The following is a 21812-nucleotide window of genomic DNA, read 5'->3' as shown; positions in this document are numbered from 1 at the left end:
TTAATGAGCTACCGTGTAATTGCCCTCGACCTCGACGGCACGCTGCTGACCCCAGCCAAGACGATTCTGCCGCAGTCAATCGATGTGTTAAACCAGGCCCGACAGGCGGGCGTTCATGTCGCTATCGTCACCGGACGCCATCACTGCGCTATTCATCCTTTTTATCAGGCATTACAGCTGGATACCCCCGCAATCTGCTGTAATGGTACCTACCTGTATGATTACCAGGCAAAAAAGGTGCTGGCGTCCGATCCCATGGACCCGCAACTGGCGTTACGGGTCATTGAGATGCTGGATCAGCAGCGTATTCACGGGTTGCTCTACGTGGATGATGCAATGCTCTATCAGACGCCCACCGGTCACGTGATGCGCACCCTGAAGTGGGCCGAATCACTGCCTGCTCATCAGCGTCCGCTGTTCATTCAGGTGCCCGACTTAGCACAGGCGGCGCGTGACGCCGGTTCAATCTGGAAGTTTGCCCTGTCGCACGACAATCATGAGGAACTGCAGCAGTTCGCCACCCGTGCTGAAGCGGAGCTGGGTCTGGCCTGCGAATGGTCATGGCACGATCAGGTGGATATCGCCAAAGGCGGCAATAGCAAAGGCAAACGGCTGGCGCAGTGGGTTGAATCACTGGGGCTGGACATGTCTGATGTGATCGCATTCGGGGATAACTACAACGATCTCAGCATGCTGGAAACGGCCGGGCTGGGTGTGGCGATGGGCAATGCCGACGACGCGATCAAAGCGCGGGCGAAGCGGGTGATCGGCACCAACCTTGAAACCGGTATTGCCGATACCCTCCGTCAGTACGTGTTGTAATCAGGGCGTCACGGAGACGCTTTTGATCTGGGCATAGAGCCACTGATCCGGCCGGATGCCCAGTTCATCACGCGCCCACGGCGTAATGCGCGCCCAGAGCTCGCTGATACCAATACGCAGCTTCACTTCCACCTGATCGCCGACCTCCAGCAGTTCTACCACCTGTGCCGGTAAAATGTTGCGGATGGAGCTGTGTTGCGGCGGTTGCAGCGCCAGCGAGACATCAGAAGAGGCGATGCGAATACGCAGTGGCGTTTTCACCGGCTGATTCACCCGGCTGACCCAGATATGCTGGTCGCCCAGCGACAGCGCGGTCATCGGATAGTCGGGATGCTGCTCAAGCACCAGCACCCGCAGTACGCTGGTCAGTTCGCTTACTGGCAGCCACGGCCGCATCGCGCTGCTGCTCCAGACCCGCTCAAGCGGACCAAAGGCCTTGACCTTGCCCGCATCCAGCACCAGCACGTTATCCGCCAGATGCAGGATCTCATCCAGACTGTGAGAAACGTAAAGCATCGGAATATCGACCTGTTTCGCCAGTTTTTGCAGATACGGCATCAGTTCACGTTTGCGCGGCAGATCCAGCGACGCCAGCGGCTCATCCAGCAGCAGCATGTCCGGTGCGGTCAACAGCGCACGGCCTATCGCGACCCGCTGCTTTTCCCCGCCAGACAGCGACAGCGGAAAGCGCGGCAGCAACGCCTCCAGACCCAGCAGCGACACAAGGCTGTCGAACTGCGCTTTCATTGCCGGCGCCATACCGTATTGCAGGTTGCCACGAACCCGATAGTGCGGGAACAGCCGCGCATCCTGAAACACGTAACCAATGCGTCGTTTTTCAGGCGGCAGCGCAATTTTCTGCTCCGCATCAAACAGCAGACGCTCGTTAAGCTGGATCCGCCCGCGCTGCGGCTGGGTCAGCCCGCTAATCGCGTTAATCAGGGACGTCTTACCGGCACCGGAAACACCAAAAATAGCGGTGATCCCTTTGGCCGGGATCTGCAGGTCAACCTCCAGCTGGTGATCGCCCTGCTGCTGCATAAAGTTAAGTGATAGCATCAGCTTCCCATCCGCTTACGGCCTGCGCGAGCCAGCCATTCCGACGCCAGCAGTGACGCCAGCGCCAGCACGATAGCGATAACGCACAGGCGCGCCGCCGCGCCCTCTGCACCGGGAGTCTCTATCAGGGTAAACATCGCCAGCGGAAGCGTGCGCGTCTCGCCGGGAATATTGGAAACAAAGGTGATGGTGGCCCCGAATTCACCCAGCGAACGGGCAAACGCCAGCACCGTCCCGACAATCACGCCAGGCAGCGTCAGCGGCAGCGTGATAGTGAAAAAGACCCGCCAGCGCCCGGCACCCAGCGTGCGGGCCGCCTGCTCCAGCCGGATATCCACCGCCTCCAGCGCCAGCCGGATGGCACGCACCATCAACGGAAAGGCGATGACGGCAGACGCCAGTGCGGCGCCACGCCAGCTGAAAGCAAAGCTGAAACCGAACCAGTCAAAAAGCTTTTCGCCAATGATGCCGCGCCGGCCCAGGCTAATCAGCAGCAGATAACCCACCACCACCGGCGGCAGCACCAGCGGCAGGTGGATCAGGCTGTCGAGCAGCGCTTTGCCGGGAAAACGGCAGCGCACCAGAATCCAGGCCATCAGGATGCCAAACGGCAGACTGCCCAGCACGGCTATGCCAGAGACTTTAAGGCTAAGCAGTACCGCCTGCCATTCGGGATCGCTGAGTATCATTTCGTCGGTGTGAATCCGTAATGTTTGAAGATAGCCGCAGCCTGCGGTCCTTTCAGATAATCATAAAACGCTTTAACAGTCGCATTGTCGTGCTCGTTCACGATCGCCATCGGATATTCCACCGGTTTATGGCTGTTTGCCGGAAAACGCCCGACCACCTGCACGTTGTCACTGGCAACAGCGTCCGAGCCATAGACAATGCCATAAGGTGTTTCGTTTCGCTCCACCAGCGCCAGTGCCGCGCGCACATTATTGGCTGGCGCTAACACAGGCGCAACGCTTTCCCAGGCGCCCAGCTTTTGCAGCGCCTCTTTGGCGTAGATGCCGGCCGGAACATGGTCCGGATCGCCAACCGCCAGACGTTCACCGTGCAGCAGTGTTTTCCAGTCGGTCTTTGCGTCCAGCGTCACCGCTTTAGCTGGCGCACTACGTGGTGCAATCAGCACCAGATCGTTGCCCAGCAGCGTGTAGCGAGTGCGTGTGATCACGCTTTTTTTAACCACCGCATCATCCATCCACTGCTGATCGGCAGAGATAAACAGGTCGGCAGGCGCACCCTGCTCCAGCTGGCGCGCCAGCGTTGACGATGAGGCGAATGAAGAGACCACCGTCACCCCTTTTTCCTGCTTGTATTGACTGGCAATATCCTGCATCGCGTTGGTCAGTGACGCTGCGGCAAACACGGTAATGTTATCGGCGGCCACAGCCTGCCCGGCCAGCGAAACAGTGATCAGCGCCGCTGCGCCCCAGCGGGTGTAATTCAATGACATGATTTTCTCCGGCTATACGTTGTGTAGTGGATAATATAACGCAATGACCGGGAGGTTCAGTAAATTATCGGCAGGAGGAACAAAAGGTTAAATCAGAGAGGAATAATAACGACCACGCCCGCGACGATGGCGGGCGTGGCAGCAATTAATTGTGCGAACGGGCTGAGGATTTTTCGCGATGACCAATTTTAGAAATGACGTTAAACACTTCACCCAGGCCATAAATCATACCCAGCATCAGCGCCATCACCACAGGCACCATCAGGACGGCGAAGGCGAGGCTTTTCAGTAATTCCAGCATGGAGAGTCTCACTCTGCTAACAAAAAAGTGATTGTAACGGGTCAGGAAAATTTTGCGCAGCCCTTTTCGTGCTTTTACTTTGGTCACAAAACGCCGCTATCATCGGCCTTCGCCTTAACCCTTTGCCGGAGCTGTCATGGAAGCCGAACTGTCCCTTCATATCCGTTTACAACAGAAACTGTTTGCCGATCCCCGGCGTATTGAGCTGCTGAAACGCGTGCAACAGACCGGATCGATCAGTCAGGGGGCGAAGCTGGCGGGCATCAGCTACAAAAGTGCCTGGGATGCCATTAATGAGATGAACCAGATGGCGGATGAAACGCTGGTGGCGCGGGCAACGGGCGGTAAAGGCGGCGGCGGTGCCACGCTGACCCGCTACGGTGAACGCCTGATACAGCTGTTTCAGCTGATGGAACAGATTCAGCAGAAAGCGTTCGATGCCCTGCAGCAGGATACGCTGCCGCTCGACAGTCTGCTGGCGGCCATCGCCCGCTTCTCTCTGCAGACCAGCGCCCGCAATCAACTGTTTGGCACCGTGATCAGCAACGATGCGCAGCAGGTGGTCCAGCATCTTATGATTCAGCTTGCTGATGGCGTCACACAGCTCAATGTGGCGCTGACCCAGCGCAGCGCCGATCGTCTGCAACTGGCTGCAGGTAAAGAGGTGCTGGTACTGATTAAAGCCCCGTGGATCCGTATCAGCCGTGACGCCGCTGAAAAAGATAATCAGTTGCCAGTCACAGTCAGTGCCATCGAGCCCGGTGAGCAGATGAGCGAAGTGCTGATGCAGCTTGCCAGCGGCGAAACCCTGTGCGCCACCCTGAGTCACGATCAGCTGCAGCAGTTGAAGCTTCAGCCAGGCGACGCTGTGATTGCCAGCTTTAACGCGGAAAATGCCATTGTCGCTACCCTGCTCTAGCCGTTGATTTGACTTCATTACGGGCAATGGTTACAACTCAGTGACACGATGCAGAAAATGGAACAGATCATGGCTTCATTGCAAATTTTGCAAGGCACGTTTCATCTTAGCGATACACGGACACTGAACCTGAATCAGGTGGAACTGCAGCGCGGCGAAAGCTGGGCTTTTGTCGGTGCCAACGGCAGCGGTAAATCCTCTCTGGCGCGCGCGCTTTCCGGTGAACTGCCACCGCTGGCCGGTTCCGTCAGCAGCGATTTCAGAAAGCCGGTCCGGCTGTCGCTGGAGCAGTTACAGACCCTGGTGGCGCAGGAGTGGCAGCGTAACAACACCGATATGCTCAGCGAAGGCGAAGAAGATACCGGACTGACCGTGGCAGAGGTGATTCAGGCGGAGGTGCAGCAGCCCGATCGCTGCAAACAGCTTGCCCGGCAGTTTGGCATTGAACCGCTGCTGTCCCGTCGCTTCAAATATCTCTCCACCGGCGAAACCCGTAAAACCCTGCTCTGCCAGGCGCTGATGAGCGAGCCCGATCTGCTGATTCTGGATGAGCCATTTGACGGACTGGATGTGGCGTCACGCGCCAGCCTGACCGACACGCTGCGCAGCCTGCAGCATCCCGCGTTTACCCTGGTGCTGGTGCTCAATCGCTTTGACGACATTCCCGATTTCATTCAGCAGGTTGGCGTACTGGCAGAATGTACGCTCACCCACAGCGGGCCGCGCCAGGCCATTTTAACGGAAGCACTGGTGGCACAGCTGGCGCACAGTGAACAGCTGATGGGAATGGCGTTACCCGAGGCAGATGCGTCGGATCAGTTACCCTCACTGACAGATGATGCCCCGCGCGTTATTCTGCGCAACGGCACCGTCTCGTACAACGACCAGCCGGTGATTCAGGGGCTGAACTGGCAGGTCAACGCCGGCGAGCACTGGCAGATCATCGGACCAAACGGTGCCGGAAAATCGACCCTGCTCAGCCTGGTGACCGGCGATCACCCGCAGGGCTACAGCAATGATTTAACCCTGTTTGGGCGCCGTCGCGGCAGCGGCGAAACCATCTGGGAGATCAAACAGCATATTGGCTATGTCAGCAGCAGCCTGCATCTTGATTATCGCGTCAGCACCAATGTGCGAACGGTCATTCTGTCGGGCTTCTTCGACTCTATCGGTCTCTATCAGGCGGCATCTGACCGGCAAAAAGCGCTGACACAGCAATGGCTTACGCTGCTGGGAATGGATAATCGGCTGGGCGATGCGCCGTTCCACTCACTCTCCTGGGGACAGCAGCGACTGGTGCTGATTGCCCGCGCGCTGGTTAAGCATCCGACGCTGCTGATTCTGGATGAGCCACTGCAGGGACTGGACCCGATTAACCGCCAGCTGGTGCGGCGCTTTGTGGATGTGCTGATTGGCGAAGGGCGGACTCAGTTGCTGTTCGTTTCGCATCACGCTGAAGATGCGCCCGCCTGCATCACACATCGCCTGAGCTTTGTTCCCGATAATGGCGGTTACGTTTTTCAGCAGGAAACGGTGCGCTAAAGCTTTCACATCACGTCTTTCAACGCCGCTACCGCGGCGTTTTAAAGCATATTGGTGTAAGCGCTACCATTCAGCACCGTCTTTAACCCCGCATAACCGCACACAATGCCTCGAAATAAGAATATTCAGCTTGTGTAAACGATACCATTTATCCAGACTTGATCACGCTTTCGGGCGCGCTGATGTGCTACTTTTTACCGATGCCTCTTTGGCTTTTGACGCTTACCAGGATCTCACATGGACAAATTCAACCCGGTCGATCACCCGCATCGCCGTTACAATCCACTGATTGATCAATGGATTTTAGTTTCACCTCATCGGGCCAAACGTCCGTGGCAAGGCGCGCAGGAAACCCCGGCGGTCAATACTTTACCGGCGCACGATCCGGACTGCTTCCTGTGTGCCGGAAATACCCGCATTACCGGCGATAAAAACCCGGACTATGCGGGCACGTACGTCTTTACCAACGACTTTGCCGCACTGATGAACGACACGCCTGACGCGCCCGAGAGCGACGATATCCTGATGCGCTGTGAAAGCGCACGCGGCACCAGTCGGGTCATCTGCTTCTCGCCCGATCACAGTAAAACGCTGCCGGAGATGTCACTGAGCGCGCTGGAGGAAGTGGTGCGCACCTGGCAGGCGCAGACCGCCGATCTGGGTCAGCACTACCCGTGGGTGCAGGTGTTTGAGAACAAAGGCGCGGCGATGGGCTGCTCCAACCCGCATCCGCACGGTCAGATCTGGGCCAACAGCTTCCTGCCAAATGAAGCGCAGCGTGAAGATGATCATCAGCGCGACTATTTCGCTAAACATGGCTCGCCGATGCTGGTCGATTATCTGGCCCGTGAGCAGCAGGATGGCAGCCGCACCGTGGTGGAAACCGAACACTGGCTGGCTGTGGTGCCGTGGTGGGCGGCCTGGCCGTTTGAAACGCTGCTGCTGCCGAAAGCGCACGTTAAACAGCTGACGGACCTCAGCGAAGCCCAGAGCGCCGACCTGGCAAAAGCCATTAAGCTGCTGACCAGCCGCTACGACAATCTGTTCCAGTGCTCCTTCCCCTACTCAATGGGCTGGCACGGCGCGCCGTTTAATGGCGAAGCCAACGATCACTGGCAGCTGCACGCTCACTTCTATCCACCGCTGCTGCGTTCAGCAACGGTGCGTAAATTTATGGTTGGCTATGAAATGCTGGCCGAAACCCAACGCGATTTAACGGCGGAACAGGCGGCGGAACGTCTGCGTTCTGTCAGCGACGTTCACTTCCGTGAGGCACAACAATGAGCTTAAAAACCATCACGCAGCAGCTTTTTTCTGACGCATTTGGCTACGCTGCCACCCATACCATTCAGGCACCGGGCCGCGTTAATCTGATTGGCGAGCACACTGACTATAACGACGGCTTCGTGCTGCCGTGCGCTATCGATTATCAGACGGTCATCGCCTGTGCCCGCCGTGACGATCGCCAGATTCGCGTGGTCGCTGCCGATTATGAGAATGCGCAGGACACGTTCTCGCTGGATGAAGAGATTGTCAGCGTGCAGGAACCGATGTGGGCCAACTATGTGCGTGGCGTGGTGAAACATCTGCAGAAGCGTCACGCCGATTTCGGCGGCATCGACATGGTGATCAGCGGCAATGTGCCACAGGGGGCGGGCCTCAGCTCATCGGCCTCGCTGGAAGTGGCGGTCGGCACCGTGGTACAGCAGCTCTATAACCTGCCGCTGGATGGCGCAGCCATCGCCGTTAATGGTCAGGAAGCGGAGAACCAGTTCGTTGGCTGTAACTGCGGCATCATGGACCAGTTGATCTCCGCACTGGGCCAGAAAGATCACGCTATGCTGCTCGACTGCCGCACCCTGGGCACCCGTCCGGTGTCGATGCCGGAAGATATCGCGGTGGTGATCATCAACTCCAACTTCCGTCGTACGCTGGTCGGCAGCGAATACAACACCCGCCGCGAGCAGTGTGAAGCGGGCGCGCGTTTCTTCAATAAGAAAGCGCTGCGTGACGTTGAACTGGCCGAGTTTGAAGCGGCACAGTCGCAGCTCGATCCACAGGTCGCCAAACGCGTGCGTCACGTTCTGACCGAGAACGCCCGTACCCTGGAAGCCGCCGATGCGCTGACGCAGGGCGACCTGACCCGTATGGGCCAGCTGATGGCCGACTCTCACGCCTCAATGCGTGACGATTTCGAAATCACCGTGCCGCCGATCGATACGCTGGTTGAGATCGTGAAAGCGCAGATTGGTGAGCGCGGCGGCGTCCGTATGACCGGCGGCGGCTTTGGTGGCTGCATCGTGGCACTGATGCCACTGGACCTCATCGATCAGGTTAAAGCCGCCGTGGCAGAACAGTATGAAGCCGCGACCGGCATCAAAGAGACCTTCTACGTCTGTAAAGCCTCTGAAGGAGCCGGCCAATGCTGAATGACGTCAACTCCCATGCGCCCGACGGTCAGCCGTGGCGCATAACCGTGCTGCGCAATGCCAACGGCATGCTGGCAACTTTTATGGACTGGGGGGCGACCTGGCTCTCTGCCCGCGTACCGATGCAGGATGGCACGGTGCGTGAAGCGCTGCTCGGCTGCGCCACGCCCTCTGACTATCTGCACCAGGATGCCTATCTGGGCACCACCGTGGGCCGCTACGCTAACCGCATCGCTGGCGCAAAACTCAATAAACTTAACCGTCAGCTGGTGCCTAACCAGGGCGTACATCAGCTGCATGGCGGACCGGAAGGCTTTGATAAACGCCGCTGGCAAATTGTCAGTCAGTCTGACAGCGAAGTGCATTACCGCATCGATTCACCGGATGGCGATCAGGGCTATCCGGGCAATCTGATTGCTGACGTGCGCTATCAGCTGGATGATCAGAACTGCCTGAGCATCAGTTATGAAGCGCGTTGCGATCAGTCCTGCCCGGTCAATCTGACCAACCATGCTTACTTTAATCTTGATGCGCATCATGGCGATGTCCGCCAGCATCGCTTACAACTGCACGCCGACCAGTATTTACCGGTCGACAGCGAAGGCATTCCGAATGCGCCGCTAAAAGCGGTCGCCGATACCAGCTTTGATTTCCGCAACGCTAAAGTCGTGGCGCAGGATTTCCTGGCAGATGACGACCAGCGTGCAGTAAAGGGCTATGACCACGCGTTTCTGCTGAACAGCGCCGGCGACGAGAGTCAGCCTGCGGCAGAACTCTGGTCAGAAGATGGAAAATTACAGCTCAGCGTGACTACCTCGGCCCCAGCGTTGCAGTTCTACTCCGGCAACTATCTGGCGGGCACCCGTGCCCGTGAGCAGGCGAGCTATAATGCCTTTCAGGGCATTGCGCTGGAGAGTGAATTTTTACCGGATTCGCCTAATCACGCTGAGTGGCCTCAGCCTGATTGCTGGCTGCAGCCGGGAGATCGCTGGGAATCGGTGACGCGTTATCGCTTCACGCCACGCTGAGCCTCCGGCTGAAAAACGCGCAGTGCGTCACACACAGGCTTACGCGCTGCCCGCTTTTCCGTTATGGTATGGCGCAATCAGCTCGTGTATCAGGCGGGCAGCAGCAGGTTTCCAATCTCACAGAAACATCACAGTATTAAGGAGTTAAGCTATGGCTGTAACTAAGCTGGTTCTGGTGCGACACGGCGAAAGCCAGTGGAACAACGAAAACCGCTTTACCGGTTGGTATGATGTTGACCTTTCTGAGAAAGGTCGTGGCGAAGCCAAATCAGCAGGTCAGCTGCTGAAGAAAGAGGGCTTTGTTTTTGATTTTGCTTACACCTCCGTACTGAAGCGTGCCATTCATACGCTGTGGAATGTGCTGGATGAGCTGGATCAGGCCTGGCTGCCGGTTGAGAAAACCTGGCGTCTGAACGAGCGTCACTATGGTGCGCTGCAGGGTCTGGATAAAGCTGAAACTGCCGCCAAATATGGCGACGAGCAGGTTAAGCAGTGGCGTCGCGGCTTTGCCGTCACCCCGCCAGAGCTGGATCGTTCAGATGAGCGCTTCCCGGGCCATGACCCGCGTTACGCGAAACTGACCCCAGAGCAGCTGCCAACCACCGAAAGCCTGGCGCTGACCATCGACCGCGTTATCCCTTACTGGAACGACACCATTCTGCCGCGCATCAAAAGCGGTGAGAAAGTGATCATTGCCGCACACGGCAACTCACTGCGTGCACTGGTAAAATATCTGGATAACCTGAGCGAAGATGAAATCCTCGAACTGAACATCCCTACCGGCGTACCGCTGGTGTATGAGTTCGATGAAAACTTCAAACCGCTGAAACGCTACTACCTGGGCGACCAGGACGAGATCGCCGCGAAAGCTGCAGCCGTTGCGAATCAGGGTAAAGCGAAGTAATTTCTCGCTGAAAGGCAAAAAGGCCAGACGAAAGTCTGGCCTTTTTTATTGATGACAACGTCTGGCCAGGCAAATCAGCCGCGGCGCTGTTTAACCGCTGCCGCCAGCTGACGCAGCACCTTGTCGGTATCTTCCCAGCCAATGCAGGCGTCGGTAACACTTTTGCCATAGACCAGCGGCTCGCCGCTCTCCAGGCTCTGGTTACCTTCCACCAGATGACTCTCAATCATCACACCGACAATCGCCTGCTCACCGTTAATCAGCTGCTGTGCAACATCGTCTGCCACGACCATCTGACGCTGGAACTGTTTGCTGCTGTTGGCATGGCTGAAATCGATCATCACCTGCTGTGGCAGACCCGCTTTTGCCAGACCCTCTTTGACCTCAGCCACATGCTGCGCGCTGTAGTTTGGCTCTTTTCCGCCGCGCAGAATGATATGGCAATCACCGTTGCCGCTGGTTTCAACAATCGCGGAGTGACCATACTTCGTCACTGACAGGAAACAGTGTGGCGAACCTGCCGCGTTAATCGCATCGATCGCGACCTTAATGGTGCCATCGGTGCCGTTTTTGAAACCCACCGGACAGGATAGACCCGATGCCAGCTCACGGTGAACCTGAGATTCTGTGGTACGCGCACCAATCGCGCCCCAGCTCATCAGGTCAGCCACGTATTGCGGGGTAATCATATCCAGAAACTCGCCCGCCGCCGGTAAACCGCTGTCGTTAATGTCCAGCAGCAGCTTACGCGCCAGACGCAGACCGTCGTTGAGCTGATAGCTGTTGTCCATATACGGATCGTTGATCAGCCCTTTCCAGCCCACCGTGGTGCGCGGCTTTTCAAAATAGACCCGCATCACCACTTCCAGCTCGCCTTTCAGCTCATCACGTAGCGCCAGCAGGCGATCGGCATACTCTTTCGCCGCGTGTGTGTCATGAATGGAGCAGGGTCCAATCACCACCAGCAGGCGGTCATCCTTGCCCTGCAGGATCTGATGAATCGCCTGACGGGCCTGTGAAACGGTTTGTGCAGCACGATCGGTCGCCGGGAATTTTTCGAGCAGCGCAACCGGAGGTAACAGCTCTTTAATCTCTTTGATGCGTAAGTCATCGTTCTGGTAATTCATACTGATTCCATTTTATTTCTGGCCCGGCGCCCGCCGGACACAACCTGCCCAATGTAGCCCGAAGCGCCAGGGGTGTAAATTCCCGCTGCGGGTTAAATGTGCGGGTCATATTTGCATTAATCAGGTTAGCGACTAAACTTTTTAATAGTAAGCACTGAGGAACATCCCGCTTACCAGATTTAATTACCCTGTTTAAGCCAACCGGCGAATTTTATTTCGTCAGGGATTTTATTACCCGAAATTGCACCTCTGGGCTTAAAGCAACTTCATTTATTAACGGGAGCATAATGATGAAAAAGTTTGCCTTAGTTTTTTTGACAGCAGCAATGACACTGAGCAGCGGTGCGGTACTGGCTGCGGACAGCAGCAGCAACAATGGTACAGCTAATCAGGCGGCCAGTGCAGGTGCAGCAGCGGGCGGCGCAAATGAAAATCTGCCGCCAAACAAAGTTGATAACGATAAAATTAATAACACCGGCAACAACACTAATCCTGCAACGTCTGGCAGCACCACCAGCAATGGTAATATGTCTGCTAACGAAATGGACCAGAACGCCCAGTGTAAAGATGGCAAATGTCCGAACATTAATAAAAAAGTTCAGACTAAAGTGGGCGGCGGTGACGTAGATACCAAAACCGACGGCACCACCCAGTAATTCTGTTTAACCCGGCGCGCTTCGGCTCTCCGGGTTTTTCTCCCCTCTGCCCCACTCTTCCGCTATGCTAATCCTGTGAAATTTACAGGGAATCCTTCATGGCTGTTTTGCTTCTGATAGACGATCATCCGCTGGTTGAAGTGGCACTTGAAGCCGCCCTGAGCCAGTCACCTATTCCGGTTCAGCTCCTCTCTGCCAGCAGTGAAAAAGCCGCCCGTCCCCTGCTTCAGCAGTCACTGGACATTATCGTGCTGGATATCGGCCTGCCGGATAGTGATGGGCTGGAGTTCCTGCGTCGCCTGAAGATCCATCGACCCGATTGCCCGGTCCTCATCTACTCCGCGCAGCAGACCCGCCACTATGTGCGTCGCGCTCAGGCGCTGGGTGCCGCCGGTTATGTGGTGAAAAGCCAGCGTATGGCGCAGTTGCTCAGCGCTATCCTTGCCGTGCTCGGCGGACAGACGGCTTTCCCGGAGATGGATGATGAGCCTGAACTCCCGTTAACCCAGAAAGAGCGTCAGATTCTGGCCCTACTGGCCAGCGGGCTGTCTAATCTGCAAATTGCTGCCCAGTTGCACATCAGCAATAAAACGGTCAGTACCCATAAGAAAAATATTCTGGAAAAAACCGGTGCCCGCTCGGTGGTAGAACTGGCCGATCTGTGGAAGGCACAGCAGTGAGAGTTTTTCTGCTGATGCTGCTGTTGCTGTGCGGCTCCGCGCTGGCTGAGGTGCGTCCGGTGAGCAGCGTCAATCTGCCGATGATGCTGCCGGTGACGCACGCGGAAACCATGCAGGGCAAAATTCTGCGCGTTGGCCTGCTGGAAGAGAACCACGCGCCCTGGACAATGCGCATCGGCAATGACCTCTATGGCATCAATGCCGACTATCTTTCCGCGCTGCGACAGCTGACCGGCGCGCAGTTCACCCTCAACCTGTACAGCGATCAGCCGCATCTCATGCAGGCACTGAGCAGCGGCCAGATTGATTTCGCGCTGGGCATGTGGGTCACGCCCCTGCCAGCCGGCACCCTGAGCAGCGATAACTGGTACAGCAGCCCGCTGCGGGTCTACCGCAATCAGCAAAACCAGCGTGCCGTGATGTTTAACAGCCAGAATGCCCAACTGGCGATCAGCGACAGCACGCTGGCCCAACTGCCGCCCGCGCTGGCGGCCCGCCACAGCTTCAGACGCTACAGCAGCGATCTGCAGGCGCTCTACACCCTGCTCAATCAGCAGAATGACTATGTGGTGGCAGATGAGACCAGCGCCGGTTTTTTGTTAAGCCAGCTTCAGCAGGGCCAGATTTACCAGATCGCCTCTCACATCGAGGCCGGACAGCTCAACCTGCGCGCGGTGGCACGTGATCCCCAGCTTATCAGCTGGATTAATCAGAGCCTGCGTCAGTTGCCAGCGGAACTGATGAACACGCTACAGGCGCGCTGGAGCAGTAACCTGCCGCGCTATCAGGATACGCAGACCCTGATGCTCAGCCCCGCTGAACGCGCCTGGATCGCCGATCATCCGCGCGTTACTTACACCGCCGAACCGGACAACTATCCCTGGAGCTACCGCGATGCCAGCGGCACCGCCAGAGGTTATGGCGTGGACTTGCTGAAAGCGATAGCACAGAGCACAGGATTGCAGTTTGAGCCGGTATGGGTCAGCAATCCCCGTCAGGCACGCACCCTGATTGAGCAAAAGCAGGCGATGCTGCAGCTGATGCAGCCGCTGAACGGCGATGCGATGCAGAGTACGTCGCTGCCGGTGTGGCGGGCGCTGTGGGGCATCTACAGCATCCAGTCTGACACGCTGGCGCACTGGCGCGACCTGCGCGGCAAACGGATTGGTGTATTGCAGGATGACCTGGCGCTGCGTCTGTTGCCTGCGGATCTGCAGCCCCTGCAGTTTGCCGACCGTAATAGCCTTTATGACGCGCTGGCAAAAGGGCAGATCGATGTGCTGGTCGATAATGTGCTTTCCGCCCGCTGGCGTATTGCCAGCCGCGATGATGCGCGCATCCACCTGGCCTTTGCCGCCAGCGACATCGCCTGGCCCATCGCGCTCGGCGTCGCACCCGACCAGGCGGTGCTGCGTACGCTGCTGGATCGCGCTCTGCAGCAGATCCCGGCCGATACCCAGAGCCAGATGCGCGACAGCTGGTCTACCCCGCCGCAGCCCGGCAGCGTGATGGCAATGGGTTCGCTGCCAATGATGGTGCTGGCGGTGGCCGGTGCGGCCATTGTGCTGCTGTTGCTGCTGCTGGCACGCCGTTACTGGCAACAGCGCCGCGAGCGTCAGCAGCGTGAACAGGCAGAGCATGCCAATGCGATGAAAAGCCAGTTTCTGGCAACCGTCAGTCATGAGCTGCGCACGCCGATGCAGGCTATCCTGGGGCTGCTTGAGCTGGAAAAACAGCAGCACAGCAGCCAGAACCTGACGCTGCTTCACAGCAGCGCTCAATCGTTGCTGACGCTGCTGAATGACCTGCAGGACCATGCCCGCATTGAGAGCAACAGTTTTACCCTGGCACCCCGTCCACTGGCGCTGGCGCAATGGCTCAGCCAGCAGCAGCACTTTTATCACCCGTTAATGCGCGGTGACGGGCCGCGTCTGATTGTCGAGGCGCTGACGCCGCTGCCTGACACGGTGCTCATCGATGCCGATCGCCTGCAGCAGGTGATCAACAACCTGATGACCAATGCGCTGAAATTTACGCGTCACGGCACGATTCGCCTGACCCTGGCTGCCCAGGATCAACAGCTGATTCTCACAGTGAGCGACAGCGGCAGCGGTATCCCATCGGAGGAACAGCAGAAGTTGTTTGATCCCTGGTATCAGGCGCCGTCCGGAAAATCAGTTTCGGTGCAGGGCAGCGGCCTGGGGCTGTTTATCTGCCGCGAAATAGTGCTGCGGATGGGCGGCGATATCCGGCTCGCCTCAGAACCGGGGCTCGGCACTCAGGTCACTGTGACGCTGCCGCTTGAGATCTGCACGCCAGCAAACCACGTGGACGAATCCGCCCTGCCCGGTTTTCCGCAGCTGCGGGTGGCGATTGTGGATGACCACCCGACTAACCTGCTGGTGATGCAGCAGCAGCTGGCACGCTTTGCCATTCAGGCTGACATCTTTGAGCAGGGACGTGCGCTGCTGCAGGCCGATGCGCAGCAACCTTATGACCTGCTGTTTATCGACCAGATGATGCCGCGTCCCGACGGCACGCTGCTGCTGCGGATACTGCGTCGGCGTGACCGCCAGCGGAGACGGCAGGCGATGCGGGTACTCTGCTCGGCTGATGCGCAGCTGCTGTCGCGCTCGCTTGAGGAGCGGGAGCGGGTATTGATCAAACCGGTGCAGTTAGGCGATCTCAGCGCGTTGCTGGCAGAGTGGCAGCAGGCGTGGCAGGACGATCCGCTGGCGTCACTGGATGACAATCTGTGGCAACTGGCACAGCAGAATGAAAAATTCCTCAACCGTCTGAGCCAGACGCTGCACAACACGGTCACGCAGGATCTGGCTGCGATGCAGGCGGCGCATGATCGTGCGGACTGGACGCCGTTCGCTGAGGCGGCACACAGGATGAAAGGAAGCTTTTTACTGGTGGGGCTGGAGCATGGCGCGCAGCTCAGCCAGCAATTGACGGAGCAGGTAAAACAGCATCAGGACCCGTCTGAGACGTGGCAATTACTGATATTATTAGCAAACAGGTTACTGAAAAAACTGGAAACTTATGGCACATACCCACACTCATAGCGGGCAGGATAGTAATCGCACGCGTCTGGCGGCCGCCTTCGGGGTGACCGTCGTCTTCATGGTTGCTGAAGTCATTGGCGGCTGGCTCTCTGGTTCACTGGCGCTGCTGGCGGACGCCGGGCATATGCTGACCGATGCCGCCGCACTGCTGATGGCCTTGCTGGCGGTCCATTTCTCACGCCGTAAACCCAATGCACGTCACACCTTTGGCCTGCTGCGTCTGACCACGGTAGCCGCATTTATTAACGCCATTGCACTGCTCGGCATTACTGCGCTGATCGTCTGGGAAGCAGTGCGCCGCTTTGCCGACCCGCAACCGGTGACCGGCGGACTGATGCTGGGAATCGCGATCGGCGGCCTGCTGGCCAATCTGCTCTCGTTCTGGCTGCTGCATCATGGCAGCGGAGAGAAGAACCTCAACGTGCGGGCCGCGGCGCTGCATGTGATGGGTGACCTGCTCGGTTCAGTGGGCGCGATTGTGGCGGCAGTAATTATAATGCTGACCGGCTGGACGCCCATCGACCCGATACTGTCGTTGCTGGTGTCACTGCTGGTGCTACGCAGCGCCTGGTCGCTGCTGCGTGAGAGTCTGCAGGAGTTACTGGAAGGGGCTCCGCATTCACTGGATGTGAACAAGCTGACACGGGATCTCACCCTGAACATCGCCGAGGTGCGCAATGTTCACCATGTGCATCTGTGGCAGGTGGGCGAAAAGCCGATGCTGACGCTGCATGCGCAGGTGATCCCGCCTTACGATCATGATGCGCTGCTGCATCGCATTCACGACTATCTGCGCGAGAACTATCAGATCGCGCACGCGACGGTGCAGATGGAGTACCAGCCCTGCGCCGGTGCCGAGTGTGAACTCGGCTCAGGCAGTGCGGCTGCCACCGGCCATGACCACAGTCATTCTCACGACCACGATCATGACCATGTTAAAGGCGACAAGCACACTCACTGAGCTGACAGCGCGCGGGAACCCTGTTGCCGCGCGCTGCGGATCCACATACGTGATCCGTTCAGCGCAATCAGCGTCAGAATCACATACTCCAGCGACATCGCATAGACACCCTGGCGGGCGAAGATCATCACGCTAATCACGTTGATGATGACCCACAGCAGCCAGTTCTCCACATATTTGCGCGTCATCAGCACCATCGCGGCAATAGACAGCACCATCATGCAGGAATCCCAGAACGGGAAGGCATCCGGCTGCAGCGCAGGCATCGCCACCGACAGGCCCAGACCGTTCATCAGCGTTACCGCCGCACGGGTTAACAGCGCAAACACCGGATCGATATAGAGGGTCATCAGCGCAATCGCAATCACACACCCTGCTGTCCAGGCCAGCGCTTTAGGCAGCGGCAGCCAGCGGATTTTCAGCGCCGCCTGATGATCTTCGGTCTGTCGGCTCCATGCGTACCAGCCATAGAGATTGGCGGCAAAGAAGAAGAGCTGCAGCAGCAGGCTGGCATAGAGCTGGATCTGAAAGAAGATCACCGCAAACAGCGTGACGTTAATCAGGCCAAACGGATAGTTAATAATTTTTTCCAGGCTGGCAAACCAGATACAGAGTAAGCCCGCCAGCGTGCCAATGGCCTCAATCCATGAGAGATCGTAGCCTCCGGCACCCAGAGGAATATGAACCAGAATATTATGTGTGCTGAAGAAGTCCATGCAGAGCACCTGTCCGGGAACGCTTAAGCGTTGCCCTTCACATTGAGTTTAAGTTCCGCCGCAAAGGATAGCATGCGATTAAGCGGCAGTAACGCCGCCTCTCGCAGCGTCTCATCCACCTGAATCTCATGTTCCACCCCACCCGACTCCAGCGCCTCTGCGATGGCTTTAAGGCCGTTCATTGCCATCCAGGGACAGTGCGCGCAGCTGCGGCAGGTTGCCCCTTCACCGGCGGTCGGCGCTTCCAGCAGCTCTTTATCCGGCACCGCCTGCTGCATTTTGTAGAAGATGCCGCGGTCGGTCGCCACAATCATCTGCGGATGCGGCAGGGATTTCGCCGCCTGAATCAGCTGGCTGGTCGAGCCTACCGCGTCTGCCAGATCGACAATCGCCTGCGGTGACTCAGGATGCACCAGCACCGCCGCATCGGGATAGAGCGCTTTCATGCGCTGCAGCGCCTGGGTTTTGAACTCGTCATGCACAATGCAGGCGCCCTGCCAGCACAGCACATCTGCGCCCGACATCCGGGTGACGTAGCGGCCAAGGTGACGATCCGGTGCCCAGATGATCTTTTCACCCAGACTGTCGAGATGCTCAATCAGCTCTACCGCAATACTGGAGGTCACCACCCAGTCGGCGCGGGCTTTGACGGCCGCCGAGGTATTGGCATAGACCACCACAGTGCGATCGGGATGCGCATCACAGAAGGCGTTAAACTCTTCAATGGGACAGCCAAGATCCAGTGAGCACTCCGCCTGCAGGGTCGGCATCAGCACGGTTTTTTCGGGGCTGAGGATTTTGGCGGTTTCACCCATAAAGCGTACGCCCGCCACCAGCAGTGTGGTCGCCGAATGATTGCTGCCGAAACGCGCCATTTCCAGCGAGTCCGAGACGCAGCCGCCTGTCTCTTCCGCCAGCGCCTGAATTTCCAGATCGGTGTAATAGTGCGCCACCATCACCGCGTTTCGCGCTTTCAGCAGCGCTTTGATTTTCTCACGGTAAAACGTCTTCTCATCGTCACTCAGGCGGGCGGGTTTCGGTGGAAAAGGATAAACGGCGCTTTCAGGATCGAACATTACACTCATGACACAGCTCTCGTTTTGTCTAATTAACGAAAATCACCTGCGGAGGCGAATTTTGGCGATGAATCTGCCGTCGTGTTTTATATGCTAAACAAGATAACGGAAAAGCCACACTGTGTCGTGAGATTTTTACTCTGCCTGCGTTACAGCACCGACCCTGCCCGTCTGCGTTTCATCTGCCAGCACCAGCGTTTTCTGCGGCGCTTCCAGTGCCAGCAGGAAAGCTTTGGTCTCCAGGCCGCCCGCAAAGCCGGTCAGCTTGCCGTTGGCACCGATCACGCGATGGCACGGTGCGACAATGGAAAGTGGATTACGGCCGTTGGCCGCGCCGACCGCGCGCACCGCCTGTGGATGGCCGATCTCCCGTGCAATCTGGCTGTAGCTGCGCGTCTCACCAAACGGTATCGCCACCAGCGCCTGCCAGACTTTTTTCTGAAAGTCGGTGCCGACCATGTCGAACGGCAACGCAAAACAGCGTCGCGCACCGGTAAAGTACTCGCTGAGCTGACGCGCGGTTTCGATCAGAATGGGATGATCGTCATTGCGCGTTTGAGGTAAAAACCGGGTGCGTTTTGGATCGTCGTTTTCCCACAAAATCCCCGCCAGGCCGATATCGCTGGCGACCAGCTTCAGCTCGCCCACCGGGGTAACTATCTGTTTGAAGTAGTACATGGTGATTCTCCCGTCACGGTTCCGTCGTCCAGTATCGCACTTTTCATCAGCCTGACTGGCTGTTTTCGGTCATGGTTATAAACTGTTGTACTGTCCGAAAACAGCCAGTCTGCCGGGATTCCCCCCTGTAGGCTGCGCTTATTTACCGGAGAAATGCCATGCTCGATCCCGACATTGCCTATCAGGCGCTGACCTCACGTGATACCCGCTTCGACGGCGTTTTCTTTGTGGGCGTGACCTCAACCGGTATCTATTGCCGCCCAATTTGCCCGGTCAAAGCGCCGATGCAGAAAAACTGTCTTTTCTTCAGCAGCGCCGAGGCGGCGGAGAAAGCGCGCTTTCGCCCCTGCCTGCGCTGCCGGCCTGAGCTGGCACCCGGCAATGCGCCTGTCGATCAGCCGCATCGCGTGGCGGAGCAGCTGATTCAGCGCATTGAGGAAGGCATGCTGGAGGAGCGCGAAGGTCTGGAGGCGATTGCCGCTGAGTTCAGTCTCAGCCTGCGTCAGCTGCGCCGTATCGTGCAACATGAACTCGGCGTCTCACCACTGGAGCTGAAGCAGACACGGCGAATGCTGTTGGCCAAGCAGTTGCTGACAGAAACGCAACTGCCGGTCACAGAGGTCGCCTACGCCAGTGGCTTCAGCAGTCTGCGCCGTTTTAATGATGTTTTCCAGGCTCGCTACCGCATGACGCCAAGCGCGCTGCGCCGCGACGATACAGGCGCGAAGCGTGCGCAGCCCGGCGACCGCGTGACGCTGCGGCTGGCCTATCGCCCGCCCTACGACTGGGCGGCGATGCTCTGGTTTTTGCAGACACACCTGATGAAGGAAGTTGAGGCAGTGGAAGATGGCTGCTGGCGACGCACCGTGGCGCTGGGACGTTATCGGGGCTGGGTCAGTGTATCCCATCTGCCGCAGAAGAACGCGCTGCAGGTGACGCTCTCAACCTCACTGACGCCGGTTCTGCCGCTGCTGCTGCGCCGCCTGCGCGATCTGTTTGACCTGGACGCGCAGCCGCAGCGTATCGCCGCCTGTCTGGCTCAGGACCCGCTGCTGGCACCCAGCCTGATTGCACATCCTGGTCTGCGTGTGCCGGGCGCCTTCGACGCTTTTGAACTTGGCGTGCGCGCTATTATCGGCCAGCAGGTGACCGTCAAAGCCGCCACCACAGTCAGCAGCCGATTTGCCGCCGCCTTTGGCGAGCCCTGTGAAACGCCCTTTGCCGACCTGACCCGCTACACCGCGCTTCCTGAACGCATCGCAGCACTGACGGTGGATGACGTTGCGCCGATGGGCATCGTCAGCGCTGCCCGCTCCCGCGCCATCATCGCCTTTGCCACCGCCTGCGCCAGCGGCGATCTGCGTCTCAGTGCCGCGCAGCCGCCTGATGAGGTAATAAAAAAGCTGGTCAGCCTGCCGGGCATTGGTCCCTGGACCGCGCACTATATCGCGATGCGCGCCCTGCGCTGGCCGGATGCCTTTCCCAAAGAGGATATCGCCATCCGTAATAACCTGGGCGGCATGTCATCTAAAGAAGCAGAAGCGCGCTCGCAATCCTGGCGTCCCTGGCGCAGCTATGCGGTGATGCATATCTGGGAGAGCCTGGCAGTGGCGAAGGTGAAGAAAAAGCCGTGACGGTCAATGTAAGGATGCGGATTGTCTGCCCTGACCTGCATAGTCGGTATCGCAGAAACTAAAAATGCAGAGCCTCTTCCAGACTGATTACAGACTCGCAGCCGACTGAATCTTCCAGCAACGAATAAGTTCGATGCGCAGGGAACAGGATCAGAAGAGGAAAGCGTCCCGCGCCAGGACGGCGCGGGCCGAGCAGGTCATGGATGACGGCTTTTGCGTCTTTCCGATCTGACCGTGTTCCCTAAGCAGTCTCGATCTCACAGCAATCCAGGTCAGACTTCACAACACCTTAAACGCCATTGGCTTTTTACATTCAACGCAAGTCTGTGATACTGCAGAAACGAAAAAAGCGCCCAAAGGGCGCTTTTTTCTTAATTGGTAGGTCGTGCAGGATTGCCTCGGCCCTTCCCAGGGCCTCGCCCTCCGGGTGATGCTGACGCATCAGCCTGAATCGCCGGGCGATTCAGTCGAACCTGCTGCAGGTTCTCACCCTGCACGGTAAAGTCCGTGCCCCGGAAACGAAAAAAGCGCCCAAAGGGCGCTTCTTTCTTAATTGGTGGGTCGTGCAGGATTCGAACCTGCGACCAATTGATTAAAAGTCAACTGCTCTACCAACTGAGCTAACGACCCGCTGGGGGCTTACAACCGTTCAGCGCACTAGGCGTCTGAGATAAGATGGTGGGTCGTGCAGGATTCGAACCTGCGACCAATTGATTAAAAGTCAACTGCTCTACCAACTGAGCTAACGAC

At 57.8% G+C, this 21812-nt stretch carries 20 protein-coding genes, 1 tRNA gene and 1 other RNA gene; 12 read left to right on the top strand and 10 right to left on the bottom strand.

What is annotated here, in order from left to right; genetic code table 11:
* Positions 1-3: 3 nt before the first annotated feature.
* The gene (locus tag Q7C21_RS08725; RefSeq protein ID WP_078804201.1) at positions 4-822 is read left to right on the top strand and encodes a pyridoxal phosphatase; all 819 of its coding nucleotides are present in this window, start codon (positions 4-6) and stop codon (positions 820-822) included.
* Here the strand turns inward: Q7C21_RS08725 and modC are convergent, their stop codons facing one another.
* From modC to Q7C21_RS08705, 4 genes are all read right to left on the bottom strand, one after another.
* Positions 823-1881, bottom strand: a complete 1059-nt coding sequence (gene modC, locus Q7C21_RS08720; RefSeq protein WP_003851877.1) for a molybdenum ABC transporter ATP-binding protein ModC — start codon at positions 1879-1881, stop codon at positions 823-825.
* Positions 1881-2570 (bottom strand): molybdate ABC transporter permease subunit, encoded by a 690-nt coding sequence (gene modB / locus Q7C21_RS08715; RefSeq protein ID WP_008925044.1) that lies wholly within the window; start codon positions 2568-2570, stop codon positions 1881-1883. The genes modC and modB overlap by 1 nt, the downstream gene beginning before the upstream one ends.
* Entirely contained in the window at positions 2567-3340 is a 774-nt protein-coding gene (modA, locus tag Q7C21_RS08710; RefSeq protein WP_375150622.1) for a molybdate ABC transporter substrate-binding protein, read from the bottom strand. The genes modB and modA overlap by 4 nt, the downstream gene beginning before the upstream one ends.
* 145 nt (positions 3341-3485) lie before the next feature.
* Positions 3486-3641: an AcrZ family multidrug efflux pump-associated protein gene (locus tag Q7C21_RS08705; RefSeq protein ID WP_008925042.1), complete on the bottom strand. Its 156-nt coding sequence runs from the start codon at positions 3639-3641 to the stop codon at positions 3486-3488.
* A 136-nt stretch (positions 3642-3777) separates the two neighbouring features.
* On the opposite strand from Q7C21_RS08705, the gene modE reads away from it, so the two are divergent.
* The 6 genes from modE (at position 3778) to gpmA (ending at position 10463) form a co-directional block, all read left to right on the top strand.
* The gene (modE, locus tag Q7C21_RS08700; RefSeq protein ID WP_187512740.1) at positions 3778-4560 is read left to right on the top strand and encodes a molybdenum-dependent transcriptional regulator; all 783 of its coding nucleotides are present in this window, start codon (positions 3778-3780) and stop codon (positions 4558-4560) included.
* Between the two features lie 69 nt (positions 4561-4629).
* Positions 4630-6102, top strand: a complete 1473-nt coding sequence (gene modF / locus Q7C21_RS08695; RefSeq protein ID WP_375150621.1) for a molybdate ABC transporter ATP-binding protein ModF — start codon at positions 4630-4632, stop codon at positions 6100-6102.
* Between the two features lie 237 nt (positions 6103-6339).
* Positions 6340-7386 (top strand): galactose-1-phosphate uridylyltransferase, encoded by a 1047-nt coding sequence (gene galT, locus Q7C21_RS08690; protein WP_375150620.1) that lies wholly within the window; start codon positions 6340-6342, stop codon positions 7384-7386.
* Complete coding sequence (gene galK, locus Q7C21_RS08685; RefSeq protein WP_182630000.1) at positions 7383-8531, top strand: galactokinase; 1149 nt, start codon at positions 7383-7385, stop codon at positions 8529-8531. Before galT ends, galK begins: the two co-directional genes overlap by 4 nt.
* On the top strand, positions 8525-9559 hold the full coding sequence (gene galM, locus Q7C21_RS08680) for a galactose-1-epimerase (RefSeq protein ID WP_286866652.1): 1035 nt from the start codon (positions 8525-8527) through the stop codon (positions 9557-9559). The genes galK and galM overlap by 7 nt, the downstream gene beginning before the upstream one ends.
* Positions 9560-9710: 151 nt before the next feature.
* Positions 9711-10463 carry a 2,3-diphosphoglycerate-dependent phosphoglycerate mutase gene (gene gpmA / locus Q7C21_RS08675; RefSeq protein WP_003851893.1) on the top strand — a complete coding sequence of 251 codons (753 nt, stop codon included), beginning with the start codon at positions 9711-9713 and terminating at the stop codon, positions 10461-10463.
* Positions 10464-10537: 74 nt separating this feature from the next.
* Here gpmA and aroG read toward each other — a convergent pair whose 3' ends face one another.
* The gene (gene aroG, locus Q7C21_RS08670; protein WP_003851896.1) at positions 10538-11590 is read right to left on the bottom strand and encodes a 3-deoxy-7-phosphoheptulonate synthase AroG; all 1053 of its coding nucleotides are present in this window, start codon (positions 11588-11590) and stop codon (positions 10538-10540) included.
* 287 nt (positions 11591-11877) lie between these two features.
* Between aroG and Q7C21_RS08665 the strand changes: the two genes are divergently transcribed.
* The 4 genes from Q7C21_RS08665 (at position 11878) to zitB (ending at position 16958) form a co-directional block, all read left to right on the top strand.
* Complete coding sequence (locus Q7C21_RS08665; RefSeq protein ID WP_003851898.1) at positions 11878-12246, top strand: YbgS-like family protein; 369 nt, start codon at positions 11878-11880, stop codon at positions 12244-12246.
* A gap of 98 nt (positions 12247-12344) precedes the next feature.
* Complete coding sequence (locus Q7C21_RS08660; protein ID WP_008925036.1) at positions 12345-12926, top strand: response regulator transcription factor; 582 nt, start codon at positions 12345-12347, stop codon at positions 12924-12926.
* Positions 12927-12940: 14 nt separating this feature from the next.
* A complete protein-coding gene (locus tag Q7C21_RS08655; protein WP_375150693.1) occupies positions 12941-15997 on the top strand; it encodes an ATP-binding protein in 3057 nt (1018 codons plus the stop codon).
* Positions 15975-16958, top strand: a complete 984-nt coding sequence (zitB, locus tag Q7C21_RS08650) for a CDF family zinc transporter ZitB (RefSeq protein WP_008925034.1) — start codon at positions 15975-15977, stop codon at positions 16956-16958. The genes Q7C21_RS08655 and zitB overlap by 23 nt, the downstream gene beginning before the upstream one ends.
* Here zitB and pnuC read toward each other — a convergent pair.
* From pnuC to Q7C21_RS08635, 3 genes are all read right to left on the bottom strand, one after another.
* The gene (gene pnuC, locus Q7C21_RS08645; protein ID WP_008925033.1) at positions 16952-17674 is read right to left on the bottom strand and encodes a nicotinamide riboside transporter PnuC; all 723 of its coding nucleotides are present in this window, start codon (positions 17672-17674) and stop codon (positions 16952-16954) included. The two genes, zitB and pnuC, sit on opposite strands and share 7 nt — an antisense overlap.
* 23 nt (positions 17675-17697) lie before the next feature.
* Positions 17698-18759 carry a quinolinate synthase NadA gene (gene nadA / locus Q7C21_RS08640; RefSeq protein WP_375150619.1) on the bottom strand — a complete coding sequence of 354 codons (1062 nt, stop codon included), beginning with the start codon at positions 18757-18759 and terminating at the stop codon, positions 17698-17700.
* 126 nt (positions 18760-18885) lie between these two features.
* On the bottom strand, positions 18886-19428 hold the full coding sequence (locus tag Q7C21_RS08635; RefSeq protein ID WP_105099400.1) for a methylated-DNA--[protein]-cysteine S-methyltransferase: 543 nt from the start codon (positions 19426-19428) through the stop codon (positions 18886-18888).
* Between the two features lie 158 nt (positions 19429-19586).
* On the opposite strand from Q7C21_RS08635, the gene Q7C21_RS08630 reads away from it, so the two are divergent.
* Positions 19587-21062, top strand: a complete 1476-nt coding sequence (locus tag Q7C21_RS08630) for an AlkA N-terminal domain-containing protein (RefSeq protein ID WP_105099401.1) — start codon at positions 19587-19589, stop codon at positions 21060-21062.
* 376 nt (positions 21063-21438) lie between these two features.
* On the opposite strand, the gene Q7C21_RS08625 is transcribed toward Q7C21_RS08630, so the two are convergent.
* Positions 21439-21573, bottom strand: a non-coding RNA gene (locus tag Q7C21_RS08625) — RtT sRNA.
* Between the two features lie 43 nt (positions 21574-21616).
* Positions 21617-21692, bottom strand: a tRNA-Lys gene (locus Q7C21_RS08620).
* Between the last annotated feature and the right edge of the window lie 120 nt (positions 21693-21812).

This window comes from Pantoea sp. ANP04 (assembly GCF_041982285.1).
Lineage (GTDB): Bacteria > Pseudomonadota > Gammaproteobacteria > Enterobacterales > Enterobacteriaceae > Pantoea > Pantoea eucalypti.
Note: the sequence above shows the minus strand (reverse complement) of the source record. Positions and strands in the feature narration are given on the sequence as shown.